General features: G+C 61.0%; 21 protein-coding genes. 17 read left to right on the top strand and 4 right to left on the bottom strand.

The genetic code is table 11. From position 1 onward, the window contains the following. Nucleotides 1–27 precede the first annotated feature (27 nt). The 3 genes from ACIQUI_RS14135 to ACIQUI_RS14125 form a co-directional block, all read right to left on the bottom strand. On the bottom strand, nt 28–981 hold the full coding sequence (locus ACIQUI_RS14135) for a hypothetical protein (RefSeq protein WP_403199458.1): 954 nt from the start codon (nt 979–981) through the stop codon (nt 28–30). Between the two features lie 20 nt (nt 982–1,001). Further along, on the bottom strand, nt 1,002–2,717 hold the full coding sequence (locus ACIQUI_RS14130) for a proline--tRNA ligase (protein WP_403199455.1): 1,716 nt from the start codon (nt 2,715–2,717) through the stop codon (nt 1,002–1,004). Between the two features lie 160 nt (nt 2,718–2,877). Further along, a complete protein-coding gene (locus ACIQUI_RS14125; protein ID WP_403199453.1) occupies nt 2,878–4,158 on the bottom strand; it encodes an OprD family porin in 1,281 nt (426 codons plus the stop codon). Between the two features lie 691 nt (nt 4,159–4,849). On the opposite strand from ACIQUI_RS14125, the gene ACIQUI_RS14120 reads away from it, so the two are divergent. Both ACIQUI_RS14120 and ACIQUI_RS14115 read left to right on the top strand, forming a co-directional pair. Next, nucleotides 4,850–5,269 (top strand): HIT family protein, encoded by a 420-nt coding sequence (locus tag ACIQUI_RS14120; protein ID WP_403199450.1) that lies wholly within the window; start codon nt 4,850–4,852, stop codon nt 5,267–5,269. A gap of 1 nt (nt 5,270) precedes the next feature. After that, nucleotides 5,271–5,477, top strand: a complete 207-nt coding sequence (locus tag ACIQUI_RS14115; RefSeq protein WP_391127074.1) for a SlyX family protein — start codon at nt 5,271–5,273, stop codon at nt 5,475–5,477. Between the two features lie 59 nt (nt 5,478–5,536). On the opposite strand, the gene ACIQUI_RS14110 is transcribed toward ACIQUI_RS14115, so the two are convergent. Beyond that, on the bottom strand, nt 5,537–6,130 hold the full coding sequence (locus ACIQUI_RS14110) for a cold shock domain-containing protein membrane protein (RefSeq protein ID WP_391127071.1): 594 nt from the start codon (nt 6,128–6,130) through the stop codon (nt 5,537–5,539). A gap of 281 nt (nt 6,131–6,411) precedes the next feature. Between ACIQUI_RS14110 and ACIQUI_RS14105 the strand changes: the two genes are divergently transcribed. The 15 genes from ACIQUI_RS14105 to ybgF all read left to right on the top strand — a co-directional run bounded on the left by ACIQUI_RS14105 (nt 6,412) and on the right by ybgF (nt 18,437). Further along, complete coding sequence (locus tag ACIQUI_RS14105) at nt 6,412–6,885, top strand: Dps family protein (protein WP_403199446.1); 474 nt, start codon at nt 6,412–6,414, stop codon at nt 6,883–6,885. A gap of 225 nt (nt 6,886–7,110) precedes the next feature. Next, nucleotides 7,111–7,440, top strand: coding sequence for a ribbon-helix-helix domain-containing protein (locus ACIQUI_RS14100; RefSeq protein WP_403199557.1), 330 nt, complete (start codon nt 7,111–7,113; stop codon nt 7,438–7,440). 92 nt (nt 7,441–7,532) lie between these two features. Further along, the gene (locus tag ACIQUI_RS14095; RefSeq protein WP_016498320.1) at nt 7,533–7,754 is read left to right on the top strand and encodes an FmdB family zinc ribbon protein; all 222 of its coding nucleotides are present in this window, start codon (nt 7,533–7,535) and stop codon (nt 7,752–7,754) included. Nucleotides 7,755–7,847: 93 nt separating this feature from the next. Next, a complete protein-coding gene (gene aspS, locus ACIQUI_RS14090; protein WP_403199444.1) occupies nt 7,848–9,623 on the top strand; it encodes an aspartate--tRNA ligase in 1,776 nt (591 codons plus the stop codon). 114 nt (nt 9,624–9,737) lie between these two features. Further along, nucleotides 9,738–10,484 (top strand): YebC/PmpR family DNA-binding transcriptional regulator, encoded by a 747-nt coding sequence (locus ACIQUI_RS14085; RefSeq protein ID WP_403199443.1) that lies wholly within the window; start codon nt 9,738–9,740, stop codon nt 10,482–10,484. A gap of 140 nt (nt 10,485–10,624) precedes the next feature. Beyond that, the gene (ruvC, locus tag ACIQUI_RS14080; protein WP_029888028.1) at nt 10,625–11,149 is read left to right on the top strand and encodes a crossover junction endodeoxyribonuclease RuvC; all 525 of its coding nucleotides are present in this window, start codon (nt 10,625–10,627) and stop codon (nt 11,147–11,149) included. 109 nt (nt 11,150–11,258) lie between these two features. Beyond that, nucleotides 11,259–11,876, top strand: a complete 618-nt coding sequence (gene ruvA / locus ACIQUI_RS14075) for a Holliday junction branch migration protein RuvA (RefSeq protein ID WP_201204529.1) — start codon at nt 11,259–11,261, stop codon at nt 11,874–11,876. After that, nucleotides 11,873–12,919: a Holliday junction branch migration DNA helicase RuvB gene (gene ruvB / locus ACIQUI_RS14070; protein WP_403199439.1), complete on the top strand. Its 1,047-nt coding sequence runs from the start codon at nt 11,873–11,875 to the stop codon at nt 12,917–12,919. The genes ruvA and ruvB overlap by 4 nt, the downstream gene beginning before the upstream one ends. 125 nt (nt 12,920–13,044) lie before the next feature. Beyond that, entirely contained in the window at nt 13,045–13,497 is a 453-nt protein-coding gene (gene ybgC / locus ACIQUI_RS14065) for a tol-pal system-associated acyl-CoA thioesterase (RefSeq protein ID WP_403199436.1), read from the top strand. A 2-nt stretch (nt 13,498–13,499) separates the two neighbouring features. Then, a complete protein-coding gene (tolQ, locus tag ACIQUI_RS14060; protein WP_010952367.1) occupies nt 13,500–14,195 on the top strand; it encodes a protein TolQ in 696 nt (231 codons plus the stop codon). Between the two features lie 14 nt (nt 14,196–14,209). Beyond that, complete coding sequence (tolR, locus tag ACIQUI_RS14055; RefSeq protein WP_012273765.1) at nt 14,210–14,662, top strand: protein TolR; 453 nt, start codon at nt 14,210–14,212, stop codon at nt 14,660–14,662. After that, nucleotides 14,662–15,771 carry a cell envelope integrity protein TolA gene (gene tolA, locus ACIQUI_RS14050; RefSeq protein ID WP_403199433.1) on the top strand — a complete coding sequence of 370 codons (1,110 nt, stop codon included), beginning with the start codon at nt 14,662–14,664 and terminating at the stop codon, nt 15,769–15,771. Before tolR ends, tolA begins: the two co-directional genes overlap by 1 nt. A gap of 26 nt (nt 15,772–15,797) precedes the next feature. After that, the gene (gene tolB, locus ACIQUI_RS14045) at nt 15,798–17,069 is read left to right on the top strand and encodes a Tol-Pal system beta propeller repeat protein TolB (protein WP_403199554.1); all 1,272 of its coding nucleotides are present in this window, start codon (nt 15,798–15,800) and stop codon (nt 17,067–17,069) included. 54 nt (nt 17,070–17,123) lie between these two features. Then, complete coding sequence (gene pal, locus ACIQUI_RS14040; protein WP_003254755.1) at nt 17,124–17,624, top strand: peptidoglycan-associated lipoprotein Pal; 501 nt, start codon at nt 17,124–17,126, stop codon at nt 17,622–17,624. 6 nt (nt 17,625–17,630) lie between these two features. Next, entirely contained in the window at nt 17,631–18,437 is an 807-nt protein-coding gene (gene ybgF, locus ACIQUI_RS14035; RefSeq protein ID WP_110743807.1) for a tol-pal system protein YbgF, read from the top strand. Nucleotides 18,438–18,464 lie beyond the last annotated feature (27 nt).

Genomic DNA, 18,464 nt, shown 5'->3' with positions numbered 1-18,464 from the left:
ATTGGGCTGCAAAGCAGCCCCAATGTGTCACTGCACGCCGGGATCAGCCACCAACCGGCCAGTGGCCTTGGTCAGCGACTGTAGAAACTCCTGCTGCAGTTCCGGATCGTTGCGGGTCAGCTCGATCAGGCTTTGTTCCATTTCACTGGCTTCTTCTTCCAGGCCCAGCTCCGACAGGCGCTTGACCCGGTGTACCCACTGGCCGACATCGTCATCTTCGAGGTCATCGAAGATCAGTTCGTGGGCTTCAAGCAGCTTGTTGCGCAAGGTGGCGCTGACCAGCAGGCTGGCATCGCCGCGTACCGCATTGTCCTCGTCGAGTACCTGCAAGTGCAGGGTGCCGACGTGGTTGAGGTTCTGCTCGGAGAACGGGCTGTCGAGCAGGTTAAGGCGCAGCACGCCATTCCTGTCGGTAGTCAGTTCGTGGGTCATCTTGCCAGCCTTGACCTCGACCAGGCGTTCGCTCCAGGGCACGCTGTTGGATTCTTCGCGCTTGCCTTTCTGTACTTCGCTGATACCCGCCAGGTTCTGCTGGGCGCGGCCGTTGGACGGCACGTTCATGAACGGGTTGAGCCCGTCCACGCCATAGCTGAGCCAATCATGGGTAATGCTTTGCGGCAGGTTGCCCAAGGCGAAGACGTTGACCACGTTGGCACCAACACCCGCCACCACGGCCACTGCGCCCAGCGGGATCTCGTAGATCTCCCGCCAGGGCTGGTAGGGCGTGTAGCGGTCATAGCGCCGGGTGACTTCGAACTCGGTGACTTCGAAGCGCTTCTGCTCATGCACACGCACACGTCGCTGCGGAAGCTCCATCACCTTCGGCTCGCCGACATCGATCTGCAGGGTGTGCTCGAGCAGTTTGCGCTCGACGCGCTCCTCATGGTCGCTGCGCTGGGACATCTGGTTGGCGCAGCCGCTGACGAGCAGGGCGCCGCACAGTGCGGCGCCCCCCAGGGTAAAGGTACTTCGCTTGTACATGATCACTCGTGCATTGGTTATCAGCGGCGAACGCGGGCCTGCAGGAAGGTCAGCACTTCATTGACGGGCAATGGCTGAGCGTCCTGCTCGGTGCGGTGCTTGTATTCCAGGTTGCCGTCGGCCAGGCCGCGATCGCTGACGACGATGCGGTGCGGGATGCCGATCAACTCCATATCGGCAAACTTGATGCCTGGGCTGGTTTTCTTGTCGCGGTCGTCCAGCAGCACTTCGAAGCCGGCAGCGGTCAGTTCGGCGTACAGCTTGTCGGTTGCCTCGCGGACCACGTCGGTTTCGTAGCGCAGCGGCACCAGGGCGATCTGGAACGGGGCCAGGGCGTCGTTCCAGATGATGCCCTTGTCGTCATAGCTCTGCTCGATGGCGGCAGCGACCACGCGGGACACGCCGATGCCGTAGCAGCCCATGGCCAGGGTTACCGGCTTGCCGTTCTCGCCCAGTACCTGGCACTTCAGTGCCTCGCTGTACTTGGTGCCCAGCTGGAAGATATGGCCCACTTCGATGCCGCGCTTGATCACCAGCGTGCCCTGGCCGTCCGGGCTTGGGTCGCCTTCGACCACGTTGCGCAGGTCGGCAACCTGTGGAACCGGCAGGTCGCGCTCCCAGTTGACGCCGAAGTAGTGCTTGTCGTCGATGTTGGCGCCGATGCCGAAGTCACTCATCAGGGCAACCGAACGGTCGATGATGATTTCCAGCGGCAGGTTCAGCGGGCCGAGCGAGCCGGCGCCAGCGCCGATGGCGTCGCGCAGTTCGGCTTCGGTGGCCATGACCAGCGGGTCGGCAACCTGTTCCAGCTTGGTGGCCTTGATTTCGTTCAGCTCGTGGTCGCCACGGACGATCAGGGCAATCAGTTTGCCCTCTTCTGCGCCGCGTACGATCAGGGTCTTGACGGTTTTCTCGATCGCCAGGCCGAAGTTTTCCACCAGCTGGGCGATGGTCTTGGCGTTTGGCGTGTCAACCAGGCGCAGCTCCTCGGTAGGGGCTGGGCGCACGGTTTCGCGCGGGATGGCCTCGGCCTTCTCGATGTTGGCGGCGTAGTCGGAGCTGTCGCTGAAGATCACGTCGTCTTCGCCGGACTCGGCCAGTACGTGGAATTCATGCGAGTAGCTGCCACCGATGGAGCCGGTGTCGGCCTGCACAGGGCGGAAGTCCAGGCCCAGGCGGGTGAACACGTTGCTGTACGCCTGGTGCATGCGGTCGTAGGTTTCCTGCAGGGAAGCCTGGTCGGCATGGAACGAGTAGGCGTCTTTCATGATGAACTCGCGGCCACGCATCAAGCCGAAGCGCGGGCGGATCTCGTCACGGAACTTGGTCTGGATCTGGTACATGTTGAGTGGCAGCTGTTTATAGCTGGACAGCTCGTTACGGGCCAGGTCGGTGATGACTTCTTCGTGGGTCGGGCCGACACAGAAATCGCGCTGGTGGCGGTCTTTCAGGCGCAGCAGCTCAGGGCCGTACTGCTCCCAGCGGCCGGACTCCTGCCACAGCTCGGCAGGCTGGATGCTTGGCATCAGCACTTCCAGGGCGCCGGCGGCGTTCATTTCCTCACGCACCACGGCCTCGACCTTGCGCATTACCCGCAAGCCCATCGGCAGCCAGGTGTACAGGCCAGAGGCCAGTTTGCGGATCATGCCGGCACGCAGCATGAGCTGATGGCTGATGACCACTGCGTCGGCAGGGGTTTCTTTCTGGGTGGCGAGCAAATATTGACTGGTGCGCATGGTTAGCCGTGTCGATTGCCTAAGACGTTGAAATAGCCCCGCATTGTACGGGGGTGAAACGAAGGCGTACAGGATGCCCCAGGGCGTGACGCTTGTCAGCCAAGAAAAAGCCCGGCGTGATCGCCGGGCTTTTTCAGGTGCGGGGCACTGCAAGCCAGGCTTACAGGATGCTCAGCGGGTACTCCACGATCAGGCGCAGTTCGTCGATCGAGCTCGAACCGTAGTAAACGCCGTCGCTGGAACGGTAGGTGGCCTGGCGTACGCGCAGGCTCAGGTCTTTGGCCGGGCCGCTCTGCAGCACGTATTTGACGTCTACGTCGCGTTCCCATTCCTTGCCGCTGTCGGTGGACTGGGTGGTGGCACCCGAACCGCGGACGTAGCGGGTCATGAAGGTCAGGCCAGGTACGCCGTATTCGGCGAAGTTCAGGTCGTAGCGAGCCTGCCAGGACTTCTCGTCTTCGGCGTTGAAGTCGGAACGGGCCACGGAGTTGGCCAGGAAGATGGTGCCGCCACCGTCGACGCCGTAGGCGTAGTCGCCGTCGCCGCTGACTTTCTGGTAAGCCAGGGTGAAGGTGTGGGCGCCAATGTTGTAGGCGGCCGAGAGGCTGGCTGCGATGTTGTCCAGTTCGTTGCTGCCGTCGGCTTTGCTGACGAATGCGCCGGTCAGGTTATCGCCGATGGACTTGGTGTCATAGATGTTGAAGTCGAACACCAGGCCTTGCTTGTCGCTGATCGGCAGTGCCCAGTTGATGTTGCCGTACCACTTGCGGAAGTGATCTTCGATGCGCGAGTAGTAGACACTGGTGCTGAGGTTTTCGTTGATGGCGTAGGTGCCACCGAATACGTTGGCCTCGGTCAGGCGCAGGCTGTCGTGGTAAGTCTGGGCCTGGGCGTTCAGGGCGGTGAAGTGACCGGCGTGCAGGGTCAGGCCATCGATTTCGTTACTGGTGATCAGGCCACCTTCAGCAACTTCTGGCAGCAGGCGGCTGTCGTCGGTGGCCAGTACTGGCAGGGCGGTGAACTGGTCGCCGAACTTCAGCACGGTGTTGGAAATGCGCAGTTTTACTGCACCACCGCCTTCGGAGTAATCATCTTGCGAGCGGCCGTCGGAGGCGGTCGGGAACAGGCCGGTGCCGGCGCGGCCTTTGCCGCTATCCAGTTTCAGGCCCAGCATGCCGATGGCGTCAACGCCGAAGCCCACGGTGCCTTGAGTGAAGCCCGACTCGAAGGTACCCAGGAAGCCCAGGCCGGTTTCTTCCACGCGGCTCTTGCCGCTGTCGTTGTTACGGAAGTCACGGCTGAAGTACAGCATGCGGGTTTTTACGTTCAGCTTGCTGTCTTCGAGGAAACCTTTGGACTCGTCTTGTGCCGAGGCCATTGCCAACTGCGAGGTCCCCGCCGTAACGGCCAGGGCGATCATGCTCCACTTCATCACGCGCATCGTGATTTGCTCCTTTGGTTTTTAGGAAGAGTACCGCTGCGTCCAAGTCTTTTAGTTATAGGGTGCAGCTCTTTCTTGTTATGTCGGCGAAAATGTATAGCACGCTGACTGTTGTTGGCGATATGGCTATAAGCACTCTTTACGGAACTTTTTTTCCATGTCGCTTTTGGGTATTTCCATGTCGCAAATCACGCCCCGGTTTATGGGTCGTACAACGCCAGCGCTGTTCCTCTCACCGTAACGAATCTGTAACTACCGATTCCGGTTAAGGAAACTCCCTGGTAACCAATGCCGCTGTTGTTATTTGTCGCGTTCACCTGCCATTGCAGATGTCGTGCCGACTTGACGTGAAGGGAATGCAACAAGCGTGCTCAAAATTCGCAACACTTCATGAAATTTTCACAAAAGCGCCTACCGAGGGTCGGAAAGCGCCGTAAACACGGGGCGAGGGCCGCGTTGGTTCATGTTGGAGTCGAGAATCATTAAAATTTAAAAAGCTGCCAACAAAGTCAATGTGTTACCGCAGCATGTTCATCCAGAGTCATTTGTGGGGTGATAGGTGTGGAGCGGGTGAGTAGGTAGCCTCATTTTGGTGCGAAAAGTAGCGCTGTGTTACCGGGAATGTGCAAGGTATCCTTGCAAGCCTGTTTTCCGCTCGAAGCGGGTTGGATTTGCCTGAAGGAGATATACCGTGTTCGTCCTCGATTCGCGTTTGCAACAGGATTCCCTGGTGCTGGGGGAGTTTGCGCTGTGCCAGTTGCTGCTGAGCAAGGATGCCAACTACCCATGGTTCATCCTGGTGCCCAAGCGCGCCGGTATCAGCGAACTGTTCGAGCTGGATGCGCCAGAGCAGCAGCAGTTGTGGCAGGAAACCACCCTGTTGGCTGAAGCGCTGAAAGCCAGCTATAGCGCCGACAAGATGAACGTGGCCACCTTGGGCAATGTGGTCAGCCAGTTGCACATGCATGTGATCGTACGTCAGCGTGACGACGCTGCCTGGCCGGCACCGGTGTGGGGCAAGTGTCCGGCCGTGGCCTATAGCGACGATCAGCTGCACGCCATTCGCCAGCGCTTGCGTGGGCTGCAACTTGCTGGCTATCAGGAGGCCTGACATGTCGTTGGAATTGCGTATTGTCGAACTGGAAACCCGCCAGGCGTTCCAGGATGACACCCTTCAGGCGTTGAATGACGTAGTTTTCGAGCAGGCGCGGGTGATCGAGCGGCTGCAATCGCAGATGGCCGAGCTGATCAAGCGTTATGAAGAGATGGTCGGCCAGTACGGCAGCGAAGGGGAAGAGGCGCCACCGCCTCATTATTGATGGTTGCAAAGCCCTGTTCACCGGCATGCCGGTGAATAGGGCTCAGGATAGTGCGGGAATCAGCGGCGGGCTACCGCAACTACATCCTCAGCTTGCAGGCCCTTGTCGCGGTGCATCACCGAAAACTCTACGCGCTGGCCTTCGACCAGAATGCGATGGCCTTCGCCGCGGATGGCGCGAAAGTGCACGAAGATGTCATCGCCCGAGTCGCGGGAGATGAAACCAAAGCCTTTCGAGGTGTTGAACCACTTGACGGTGCCGGTATCACGGTTGACGCCATCTTGCGTCGTGTGCTGGCTGTTGCGTGCCTTGCGCGGGGTGCGGGCAAAGCCCACGGCCAGGTGCAGGGCCACGGCCAGTGCTGCGCAAACCAGCGCAGCAAGGTTGCCCATTTCCGGGCGGGCCAGCAGCGTCAGGGTTTGCAGTACCACTGCCACTACCAGCAAGGCACAGGCAAGGTGCTGCAATTGCTGCCGTGCGCCGCGGTAGTAAAGCGGCACAACGGGGGCCAGGACCAGGTTGAGCAGGCCGAGCAGGGCCAGGTAAACCGCATCAGGTTGTTGCAGGAAGGGTGTCGCATCGGTTTTCAGGCTGGGTATGAGCGATAGCAGCAAGGCTGCCACGCCCGTCACCAGATGGACGATCTTGAACATGGGGTTGGCTCACAGTTGATAAGGCCGATCACAGGAAGAGCTGGCAGCACGGTGCGCATGAGGTGTAGGGCGCGAACACGTGGCAGGCCAGCCTATGCACCCGGCAATGACAGTCCGCACGGGTGGCACGGTGCCTATTTAACAGTAAAGCCGCAGGCTTCTCAAACTGCAGGCTGCCCGCCGGGCGATGTGTTGCGCCATGTCACAGGCGATGTAGGTCAAGTGTTGCTACAGTGGTCGGCGTCCGCTTGAGTCTCAAGCCTTATGGAAAGGGGAACTTCATGGCAATCGATATCGGTATCAGTGAAGAAGATCGCAAGTCCATCGTCGATGGGTTGTCCCGGCTGTTATCGGATACCTACGTGCTGTATCTGAAAACCCATAACTTTCACTGGAACGTCACCGGTCCGTCGTTCCGCACCCTGCACCTGATGTTCGAAGAGCAGTACAACGAGTTGGCGCTGGCGGTCGATTCGATTGCCGAGCGCATCCGTGCCCTGGGCTTCCCGGCGCCGGGGTCGTATGCATTCTATGCGCGGCATTCCTCGATCAAGGAGGAGGAGGGCGTGCCCCCGGCGGAGGAGATGATCCGCCAACTGGTGCAGGGCCAGGAGGCCGTGGTGCGTACCGCGCGCAGCATCTTCCCGGTAGTGGACAAGGTCAGTGACGAACCGACCGCCGACCTGCTGACCCAGCGCATGCAGGTTCACGAAAAAACCGCGTGGATGCTGCGGGTGCTGCTCGACGGCAAGTAAGCACTCAAAGCTGTCACATAACCCTGTGGGAGCGGGCGCGCCCGCGAACACCGGCAAGGCCGGTGCCATGCACCGCGTCGCCGGCTTCGCGGGCATGCCCGCTCCCACAGGGTTCGCGCTACCCTCCAGAATTGGTTTTTGTGCAGGAAGATTTTGCCGCTGCTTTTAGCTCGCCCGTCAGCGCTTCATAGGTCGCCAGGTACCTGTGACTAGGGAGTAGGGCGCATCATGCAAGCGAGCAAGCGTGTGGCTGGCCAGGGCAGTTGGCCAGGAAAACAGTGTATTGATCCGTTCAAGGCGGATTTCGACATGCTGCAGATCCAGCCGGTGTCGCGTTCAGTGCGGCTCAACGGGTTTTCCACCTGCCTGCGCCTGGAGGCCGTCTACTGGGGTATCCTGGAGCGAATTGCCGCAGCCAACCGCTGTTCGGTCAGTGCAGTATTGTCCTACGTGGACCGCGAGGTGCACCTGCGCCAGGGTGGGGTGCGCAACTTCAGTGGGCTGATCCGGGTCATTTGCGTGGCCTGGCTGCAAAACCCGCCAAGTGCGCGCTGATCGCCGGGCGGGCTGCGCAGTGCTTGCTAACCATATATAATCCCGCTTTTTGCTGCCCCGGCAGCCAGCGTTATGGTTGACGAGAGACACCCATGCCCCTTTATGACTATCAATGCGCGTCCTGCGAGCACCGCATGGAAGCGCTGCAGAAGATCAGCGCCGCGCCGCTGACCGATTGCCCGGCCTGCCAGGCGCCCGCGCTCAAGAAGCTGTTGTCGGTGCCGGGCTTTCGCCTGAGCGGTAATGGCTGGTACGAAACCGACTTCAAGACCGGGGCGAAAAAGAATCTGGCAGGCGGCGACAAGGCCGACTGAGTTGAATGCTGTGACCGGGTCTTGCAGTATTAGCCCTCCGGGCGGCCAAGGCCTCCACCGAATACACGAATCACGAGAAGCGAAACCACCATCATGATGCGCAGCCATTATTGCGGCCAACTGAACGAGAGCCTGGACGGCCAGGAAGTCACCCTTTGCGGCTGGGTCCATCGTCGCCGCGACCACGGCGGGGTGATCTTCCTCGACATCCGTGACCGCGAAGGCATGGCCCAGGTCGTGTTCGACCCGGATCGCGCCGAAACCTTCGCCGCCGCCGACCGCGTGCGTAGCGAATACGTCGTGCAGGTCACCGGCAAGGTGCGCAAGCGCCCGGACGGTGCGGTGAATGCCAACATGGCCTCCGGCGCCATCGAGATCCTCGGCTACCAGCTGACCGTGCTCAATGAAGCAGAAACCCCGCCGTTCCCGCTGAACGAGTACTCCGACGTTGGCGAGGAAACCCGCCTGCGCTACCGCTTCATCGACCTGCGTCGCCCAGAGATGGCCGAAAAGCTGCGCCTGCGTTCGCGCATCACCAGCAGCATTCGTCGCTTCATGGACGACAACGGCTTCCTCGACGTCGAAACCCCGATCCTCACCCGTGCCACTCCGGAAGGCGCGCGTGACTATCTGGTGCCAAGCCGTACCCACGCTGGCAGCTTCTTCGCCCTGCCGCAGTCGCCACAGCTGTTCAAGCAGCTGCTGATGGTTGCCGGTTTCGACCGCTACTACCAGATCGCCAAGTGCTTCCGTGACGAAGACCTGCGTGCCGATCGCCAGCCGGAATTCACCCAGATCGACATCGAGACCAGCTTCCTCGATGAAAGCGAGATCATGGGCTTGACCGAAAGCATGATCCGCAAGCTGTTCAAGGAAGTGCTGGACCTGGAATTCGGCGAATTCCCGCACATGACCTTCGAAGAAGCCATGCGCCGCTACGGTTCCGACAAGCCGGACCTGCGTAACCCGCTGGAACTGGTCGACGTTGCCGATCAGCTGAAGGATGTCGACTTCAAGGTATTCGCAGGCCCGGCCAACGATCCGAAGTGCCGCGTTACTGCCCTGCGCGTGCCAGGCGCTGCCAGCATGCCGCGCAGCAAGATCGACGAGTACACCAAGTTCGTTGGCATCTACGGTGCCAAGGGCCTGGCGTACATCAAGGTCAATGAGCGCGCCAAGGGCGTCGAAGGCCTGCAGTCGCCGATCGTCAAGAACATCCCTGAGGCCAACCTCAACGTGATCCTCGATCGCGTTGGCGCGGTTGATGGCGACATCGTCTTCTTCGGTGCCGACAAGTTCAAGATCGTCAGCGAGGCCCTGGGCGCACTGCGCATCAAGGTCGGCAACGACTTCAACCTGCACACCTGCGAGTGGGCGCCGATGTGGGTTGTCGACTTCCCGATGTTCGAAGAGAACGAAGACGGCAGCTTCACTGCGCTGCACCACCCGTTCACCGCGCCTAAGTGCACCCCGCAAGAGCTCGAGGCCAACCCGGCCACTGCGCTGTCGCGTGCCTACGACATGGTCCTGAACGGTACCGAGCTGGGTGGCGGTTCGATCCGTATCCACCGTAAAGAGATGCAGCAAGCCGTATTCCGCCTGCTGGGTATCGAGGCAGAAGAACAGGAAGAGAAGTTCGGCTTCCTGCTCGACGCCCTGAAGTTCGGTGCACCGCCACACGGTGGCCTGGCCTTCGGCCTGGACCGCCTGGTCATGCTGATGACCGGCGCCCAGTCGATCCGTGAAGTGATCGCCTTCCCGAAAACCCAGAGCGCCGCGTGCGTCATGACCCAGGCCCCAGGCCTGGTCGATGCCAAGGCCCTGCGCGAGCTGCACATCCGACTGCGCGAACAGACCAAGGTCGAGTAAGCGGTCCCCGGGCGCATCCACATGGATGCGCCTTTGCGTTTCGGCGCAGGTATTTTTCCGTCCCGCCCCGTACAGGGGCGGGGCTGTTTGTGAAACAAAGGATTCGGAGTCGTTATGGCTGGTCATTCCAAGTGGGCGAACATCAAGCACCGCAAAGAGCGCCAGGATGCCAAGAGAGGCAAGGTCTTCACCAAGTGGATCCGCGAACTGACGGTCGCTGCCAAGCAGGGCGGCCCTGACCCGGCATCCAACCCGCGCCTGCGCCTGGCGCTGGACAAGGCCCTGGGCGCCAACATGAGCCGCGACATCATCGATCGCGCCGTGGCCCGTGGTGCCGGCACCAACGAAAGCGACAACGTCGAAGAGCTCAGCTACGAAGGTTACGGCCCGGGTGGCGTGGCGATCATGGTCGAAGCCATGACCGACAACCGCAACCGCACTGCTGCCGCTGTGCGTCATGCCTTCACCAAGTGTGGCGGCAACCTCGGTACCGACGGCTCGGTGGCCTACCTGTTCGAGCGCAAGGGGCAGCTCAGCTTTGCGCCGGGCGTGGACGAAGACGCGTTGATGGAAGCGGCGATGGAAGCCGATGCCGACGACGTGGTGGCCAACGATGACGGTTCGTTCGATGTATTCACTTCGTTCAACAGCTTCTATGCCGTGCGTAATGCCCTGGAAGAGGCGGGCTTCAAGGCCGCTGACGCGGAAATCGTCATGCAGCCGACCACCAGCGCCGAACTCGACCAGGAAGGTGCCGAAAAGGTGCTCAAGCTGATCGACATGCTCGAAGACCTGGATGACGTGCAGAACGTCTACTCCAATGCCCAGATTTCCGATGAGATCATGGAAAACCTCGGCTAAGGTTGTTGCGTTGGCCTTGAGGGCCTATTCGCGGGCAAGCCCGCTCCCACAGGTATTGCACCAGGTTCAGGTTTGGTGCGGTCCCTGTGGGAGCGGGCTTGCCCGCGAATAGGCCGGTACATTTTGAACAAACAGGCACTATGACTCTGATTCTAGGTATCGACCCCGGCTCGCGCATCACCGGCTATGGCGTGGTCCGCCAGACCGCCCGTGGTTGCGAGTACGTGGCGTCGGGCTGCATCCGCACCGGCAGCGGCGAGCTGCACGAGCGGCTGCAGATTGTTTTTCGTGGTGTGAGTGAAATCATCACCCAGCACGGCCCGGTGACCATGGGCATCGAGCGGGTGTTCATGGCCCGTAATGCCGACTCGGCGCTCAAGCTTGGCCAGGCCCGTGGCGCAGCCATCGTTGCCGCCGCCGAAGCAGGCCTGGAGATCGCCGAATACAGTGCCACCCAGGTCAAGCAGGCCGTCGCCGGCACCGGGGGGGCCAACAAGGAGCAGGTGATGATGATGGTCATGCACTTGCTGAAACTCACGCAAAAGCCGCAGATCGATGCCTCCGACGCCCTGGCCATTGCCCTGTGTCACGCCCATACCCGTTCCAGCCTGGTGCCACATGGCCTGGCCACGGCACGGCGACGCGGCGGGCGCTTGCGTCTGTAGGCGCTTCATGCGCTGATACACATTTTGTCCGGGTGAAGCGTTCACCCGCTGCATTTGCTGATAGGGTTGAGCGGTCTTTGACCGGCTCCCCGAGAAGAAGGATCGGAACGTGATTGGACGTTTGCGCGGCACCCTGGCGGAAAAACAGCCGCCGCACCTGATTATCGACGTCAACGGCGTGGGTTACGAACTGGAAGTTCCCATGACCACGCTGTACCGTCTGCCCAAAGTGGGCGAAAGCGTCACCGTGCACACCCACCTGGTGGTGCGCGAAGACGCCCACCTGCTTTACGGCTTTGCCGAAAAGCGCGAGCGCGAGCTGTTCCGCGAACTCATCCGCCTCAATGGCGTGGGGCCGAAGCTGGCATTGGCGCTGATGTCTGGCCTGGAGGTCGACGAACTGGTGCGCTGCGTGCAGGCCCAGGACACATCGGCCCTGGTGCGCGTGCCCGGTGTCGGCAAGAAAACCGCCGAGCGCCTGCTGGTCGAGCTCAAGGACCGCTTCAAGGCCTGGGAAACCTCACCAGCCATGTTCACCCTGGTCTCTGATGGCCCATTGCCGGTCGCCAGCGAATCCAGCGCAGAGGCTGACGCCGTCAGCGCGCTGGTCTCGCTGGGCTACAAACCGCAGGAAGCGAGCAAGGCAATCGCCGCGATCAAGGACAAGGCCGGCCTGAGCAGTGAAGAGCTGATCCGCCGCAGCCTGAAAGGGATGATTACCAAGTGATCGAAGCCGACCGCCTGATCGCCGCCAGTGGCCGCGACCGTGAAGAGGTTCAGGACCGGGCAATCCGCCCGCTGAGCCTGGACGAGTACATCGGGCAGCCGGTGGTGCGCGAACAGATGTCGCTGTTCATCCAGGCCGCCCGTGGCCGTAGCGAATCGCTCGACCACACGCTGATCTTCGGCCCGCCGGGTCTGGGCAAGACCACCCTGGCCAATATCATTGCCCATGAAATGGGCGTGTCGGTGAAGAGCACTTCGGGGCCGATTCTTGAGCGCCCCGGCGACCTGGCGGCCATGCTGACCAACCTCGAGCCGCACGACGTGCTGTTCATCGACGAAATCCACCGGCTGTCGCCGGTCGTCGAGGAGGTGCTGTACCCGGCCATGGAAGACTTCCAGCTCGACATCATGATCGGCGAAGGGCCTGCTGCCCGCTCGATCAAGCTCGACCTACCGCCGTTTACCCTGGTTGGTGCCACCACCCGTGCCGGTATGCTCACCAACCCGTTGCGTGACCGCTTCGGTATCGTCCAGCGCCTGGAGTTCTACAGCGACAAGGACCTGGCCACCATCGTCAGCCGCTCGGCCAACATCCTGGGCCTGGTCATCGAAGACCAGGGCGCCTACGAGATTGCCCGGCGTGCCCGTGGTACGCCACGTATCGCCAACCGCCTGTTGCGCCGCGTGCGCGACTACGCCGAAGTGCGCGGCAAGGGCCAGATCACCAAGGCCGTGGCCGACATGGCGCTGAACCTGCTGGATGTCGACGAGCGCGGGTTCGACCATTCCGACCGCCGCCTGCTGCTGACCATGATCGAGAAGTTCGATGGTGGCCCGGTAGGGGTCGACAACCTGGCTGCAGCCATCAGCGAAGAGCGCCACACCATCGAGGACGTGCTTGAGCCGTACCTGATCCAGCAAGGCTATATCATGCGCACGCCGCGCGGCCGCGTGGTTACCCGGCATGCCTACCTGCACTTTGGCCTGAACATACCCGGGCGTCTGGGGGAGGGTGGTGATTTTTCCGAAGCAGGCGATGAATGACAGATCAAAACCGGCTTTTCGTGGTCCTACCGCTGGCATGCCGAAGGTGCGCTGGCAATAAGACATTAATGAAGAAAAAACAGTTGCCACAGCGGATTGGCAAGCTGAGGAGTAAGCACTAGAGTATGCGCGCGCAAAATGGCCTGGAACCGTTCGCACACCGTTGTCGCGTCTATTACGAAGACACCGATGCCGGTGGCGTGGTGTATTACGTCAATTACCTGAAATTCATGGAGCGCGCGCGCACCGAACGCCTGCGGCACCTGGGCTTTTCCCAGTCGCAACTGGCGCAAGACAACCTGTTGTTCGTGGTCCACTCCAGCGAAGCGCGTTATCACGCGCCGGCGCGGCTGGACGACGAGCTGCGGGTCACCGCGCACGTACTTGAACTCAATCGCGCCAGCCTGCGTTTCGTACAGCAGGTCTGGCGGGAAAAGGATGAAACGCTGCTCTGCGAAGGGCAGTTCCTGGTGGCTGCCGTGCGCGCCGACACTTTCAAACCCCGAGCCATACCCCCCCAGCTACGCGACGCCTTTGCGGCGGACGGCTCGGGTAATCAATCGAATGCAGGAGAATAAGCGTGGAAGCTAACGTCGTCGACCATACCTCCATGTGGAGTCTGGTCAGCAATGCCAGCGTGGTGGTACAGCTGGTAATGCTGACCCTGGTGGCCGCCTCGGTCACTTCATGGATCATGATCTTCCAGCGCAGCACCATGCTGCGTGCCGGTCGTCGTGCGCTGGATGCCTTCGAGGAGCGCTTCTGGTCGGGCATCGACCTGTCCAAGCTGTACCGCCAGGCAGGCAGCAACCCAGACCCGGACTCGGGTGTCGAGCAGGTTTTCCGTGCCGGCTTCAAGGAGTTCTCGCGCCTGCGCCAGCAGCCAGGCGTTGACCCGGACGCCGTCATGGAAGGCGTTGGCCGTGCCATGCGCGTGGCCATTTCGCGCGAGGAAGAAAAACTCGAGCAAAGCCTGCCGTTCCTGGCCACCGTCGGTTCCACCAGCCCTTACATCGGCCTGTTCGGTACCGTGTGGGGCATCATGAACTCGTTCCGCGGCCTGGCCAGCGCCCAGCAGGCCACCCTGGCCACCGTTGCCCCGGGTATCGCCGAAGCACTGATCGCCACCGCCATCGGCCTGTTCGCCGCAATCCCGGCAGTAATCGCCTACAACCGGTTTGCCGCGCGCAGCGAAGTGCTGATCGGTCGTTACTACACCTTCGCCGACGAGTTCCAGGCGATCCTGCACCGCAAAGTGCACACCAGCGAAGAGTAATCAGGTAGAAGCCCATGGCCCGAGTTCGCCACAAACGCAAGCCCGTCGCCGAGATGAACGTGGTGCCCTACATCGATGTGATGCTGGTGCTGCTGGTCATCTTCATGGTGACGGCGCCCATGCTCAATCAGGGCGTGAAGGTCGACCTGCCCAAGGTTTCCAGCGAAGCCTTGCCGCAGGACAACAACGTCCAGATCCTCACCATCTCCATCAAGGCCGACAAGACCTACTACTGGAACCTTGGCAGCGAAGTCGACACCGACAAGCAGATGGACAAGGCCATGACCTTGCCTGACATGACCAATGCAGTGACCAAGATCATTGCTGCCGGCCGTGACCAGGGCAAGCAGACCCAGGTGTTCATTCGTGGCGACAAGGCTGTCGACTATGGCGCGGTCATGGGTGCCATGGGCGGGTTGCAGAAGGCCGGTGTCGGTAACGTTGGCCTGATTACCGAGGCGCCCTGATGCAACAGCGAGAGCCATCCGCCTCGGAAAGCTACTTCTGGCCCAGTGTCTGGGCCATCGGCCTGCATGTGCTGGTGTTCGCCCTGCTGTTCGTCAGTTTTGCCATGACGCCTGAGCTGCCGCCATCCAAGCCGATTGTTCAGGCTACCCTGTATCAGCTCAAGTCCAAGAGCCAGGCGACCACCCAGACCAATCAGAAGATTGCCGGGGAAGCGAAGAAAACCGCGTCGCGCCAGACCGAAGTCGAGCAGCTGGAGCAGAAAAAGGTCGAGCAGGAGGCTGTGAAGGCCGCGGAACAAAAGAAAGCCGACGCTGCTCAAAAGGCCGAAGAGGCCCGCGAAGCCGCCGAAGCGAAAAAAGCCGAGGACGCGGCCAAGGCCGCTGAAGCTGCCGAAGCCAAGAAAGCCGCCGAAGCCAAGAAGGCCGACGAGGCGAAAAAGGCCGCCGAGAAACAGCAGGCCGACATCGCCAAGAAGAAGGCCGAGGACGAAGCCAAGAAAAAAGCCGAAGATGAGGCCAAGAAAGCGGCCGCTGAAGAGGCGAAGAAACAAGCCGCCGAGGACGCCAAGAAAAAGGCAGCCGAAGAGGCCAAGAAGAAAGCAGCCGAGGACGCCAAGAAGAAAGCGGCGGCCGAGGACGCGAAGAAGAAGGCAGCTGAAGAGGCCAAGAAAAAGGCCGCTGCAGACGCCCAGAAGAAAAAGGCACAGGAAGCGGCCCGCAAGGCGGCAGAAGACAAGAAAGCCCAGGCCCTGGCCGAGCTGTTGTCCGATACCACCGAGCGGCAGCAGGCGCTGGCCGACGAGCAGGGTGACCAGGTGGCCGGCGACTTCGACGACCTGATCCGCATGCGCGCGGCCGAGGGCTGGGCACGTCCGCCTTCCGCGCGCAAGGGCATGACGGTGACCCTGCAGGTCAATATGTTGCCAGACGGCACCATTACCAGTGTCAGCGTGTTGCGCTCCAGTGGCGACGGCCCGTTCGACAGTTCGGCAGTGGCGGCAGTGAAGAACATCGGTCGACTGACCGAGATGCAGGGTATGAAGCCGAGCGATTTCAACCGTTATCGTTCGTTCAAGATGACATTTACACCTGAGGATCTAGCGTTGTGATTAAACGTCTGAGAGGGCTGCTGGTCATGCTGTGCTGCATTGCAGGCATGGCCGTGGCAGATGAAAAGAACATCCTGGTCACCAGTGGCAGCGACCGGGCAACCCCCATTGCGGTAGTGCCGTTCGGCCTGCAGGGCGGCAGCGTGCTGCCCGAAGACATTGCCGACATCATCAGCAACGACCTGCGTAACTCGGGCTACTACTCGCCGATTCCGCGGCAGAACATGATCAGCCAGCCGTCGCAGGCCAGCGAAGTCATCTTCCGTGACTGGAAAGCGCTGGGTGCCCAGTACGTGATGGTGGGCAGCATCGTGCCGTCGGGCGGTCGCCTGCAGGTGCAGTACGCGCTGTTCAACGTTGCTACCGAGCAGCAAGTGCTGACCGGCAGCGTGGCGGGCAGCACCGACCAGCTGCGCGACATGGCGCACTACATTGCCGACCAGTCGTTCGAGAAGCTCACCGGTATCAAGGGTGCGTTCTCCACCCGCATGCTGTACGTGACGGCCGAGCGCTTCTCCACCAACAACACCCGCTACACCCTGCAGCGTTCGGACTACGACGGTGCGCGTGCGGTCACCCTGCTGCAATCGCGTGAGCCGATCCTGTCGCCGCGCTTTGCGCCAGATGGCAAGCGTATTGCCTATGTTTCGTTCGAGCAGAAGCGTCCGCGCATCTTCATCCAGAACATCGATACCGGCCGCCGCGAGCAGGTGACCAACTTCGAAGGCCTGAACGGCGCGCCAGCCTGGTCGCCGGACGGTTCGCGCCTGGCATTCGTGCTGTCGAAAGACGGCAACCCGGACATCTACGTGATGAACGTGGCATCGCGCCAGATCAGCCGTGTTACCGCAGGCCCGGGTATCAATACCGAGCCGTTCTGGGGTAAGGATGGCAACACCCTTTACTTCACGTCCGACCGTGGCGGCAAGCCGCAGATCTACAAACAGTCGGTCGGTGGCGGTGGTGCCGAGCGCGTAACCTTCGTGGGTAACTACAACGCCAACCCGAAACTTTCGGCGGACGAAAAGACCTTGGTGATGATCCATCGCCAACAGGGCTTTACCAACTTTAAAGTGGCGGCACAGGACTTGCAGCGCGGAAGTGTAAAGATTCTGTCTGAAACAAGTCTTGATGAGTCTCCCACTGTTGCGCCAAACGGCACCATGCTAATCTACGCCACCCGCCAGCAGGGCCGGGGAGTCTTGATGCTCGTGTCGCTTAATGGCCGCGTGAGGCTCCCACTTCCTACCGCTCAAGGCGAAGTCAGAGAACCGTCCTGGTCCCCTTACCTGAACTGATTGCGGCGTAATACGTTTTGCTTAACACACTGGGGTTTCATTAGGAGTTTCACGATGGAAATGCTGAAGTTTGGTAAATTTGCTGCGCTGGCTCTGGCCATGGCCGTAGCTGTAGGTTGCTCCTCGAAGGGCGGTGACAACGCAGGCGAAGGCGCTGCTGTAGACCCTAACGCTGGCTACGGTGCCAACACTGGCGCAGTTGACGGCTCCCTGAGCGAAGAAGCTGCCCTGCGCGCAATCACCACCTTCTACTTCGAATACGACAGCTCGGACCTGAAGCCAGAAGCCATGCGCGCTCTGGACGTTCACGCCAAGGACCTGAAAGCCAACGGCAACCGCGTTGTTCTGGAAGGTAACACCGACGAGCGCGGCACCCGCGAGTACAACATGGCTCTGGGTGAGCGTCGTGCCAAGGCCGTTCAGCGCTACCTGGTTCTGCAGGGCGTTTCCCCTGCTCAGCTGGAACTGGTTTCCTACGGCGAAGAGCGTCCAGTTGCCACCGGCAACGACGAGCAGTCCTGGGCTCAGAACCGTCGCGTAGAACTGCGTAAGTAAGTTCTTATGCGTATGTGCCGCCGTGTAGTAACCGTCCTCGCACTCAGCCTGCCGCTCGCGGCCTGGGCTGAGGTCCCTGTAGTAGATGACAACGCAGGCAGTTATCCGCCTGCGGGTTATGGCACGAGCGGCGCCTATGCCGGGTCAGGGGCTTCGGCCCCTGCCTCTGCACAGGGCCAGCTGTTCATGCAGCTGCAACAGATGCAGGACCAGCTTTCCCGCCAGCAAGGCATCATCGAAGAGCTGCAGAACGATGTGTCGCGCATGAAGCAGGAAAACCTGGAGCGATACCAGGACCTGGACCGTCGCATCAACAGTGGCGCTGCGCCTGCCGCAACCCCTGACAATTCCTCCGGTGGTGGTGCATCCAATGCCGCCCCCGATGCAGCAGCGGGTGCTGCTGCGCAACAACCGGCCGCCAGTAGCGAGCCCGGTGATCCGGCGAAAGAAAAGCTCTACTACGATGCCGCTTTCGACCTGATCAAGCAGAAAGACTTCGACAAGGCCAGCCAGGCGTTCAACGCCTTCCTGCGCAAGTACCCCAACAGCCAGTACGCCGGCAATGCCCAGTACTGGTTGGGTGAGGTGAACCTTGCCAAGGGTGATCTGCCAGGCGCCAGCCAGGCCTTTGCCCAGGTCAGCCAGAAGTATCCGAAGCATAGCAAGGTGCCAGATTCGCTGTACAAGCTGGCCGACGTCGAGCGCCGCATGGGCCACACCGACAAGGTCAAGGGCATCCTGCAGCAGGTCATTACCCAGTATCCCGGCACCTCCGCCGCGCAACTGGCACAGCGTGACTTGCAGAAGCTCTAAGCCTTGTAGCAGCACCGTTCGAAAGAA

Source organism: Pseudomonas sp. NPDC090592 (assembly GCF_044769185.1).
Classification (GTDB): Bacteria; Pseudomonadota; Gammaproteobacteria; order Pseudomonadales; family Pseudomonadaceae; genus Aquipseudomonas.
Note: the sequence above shows the minus strand (reverse complement) of the source record. Positions and strands in the feature narration are given on the sequence as shown.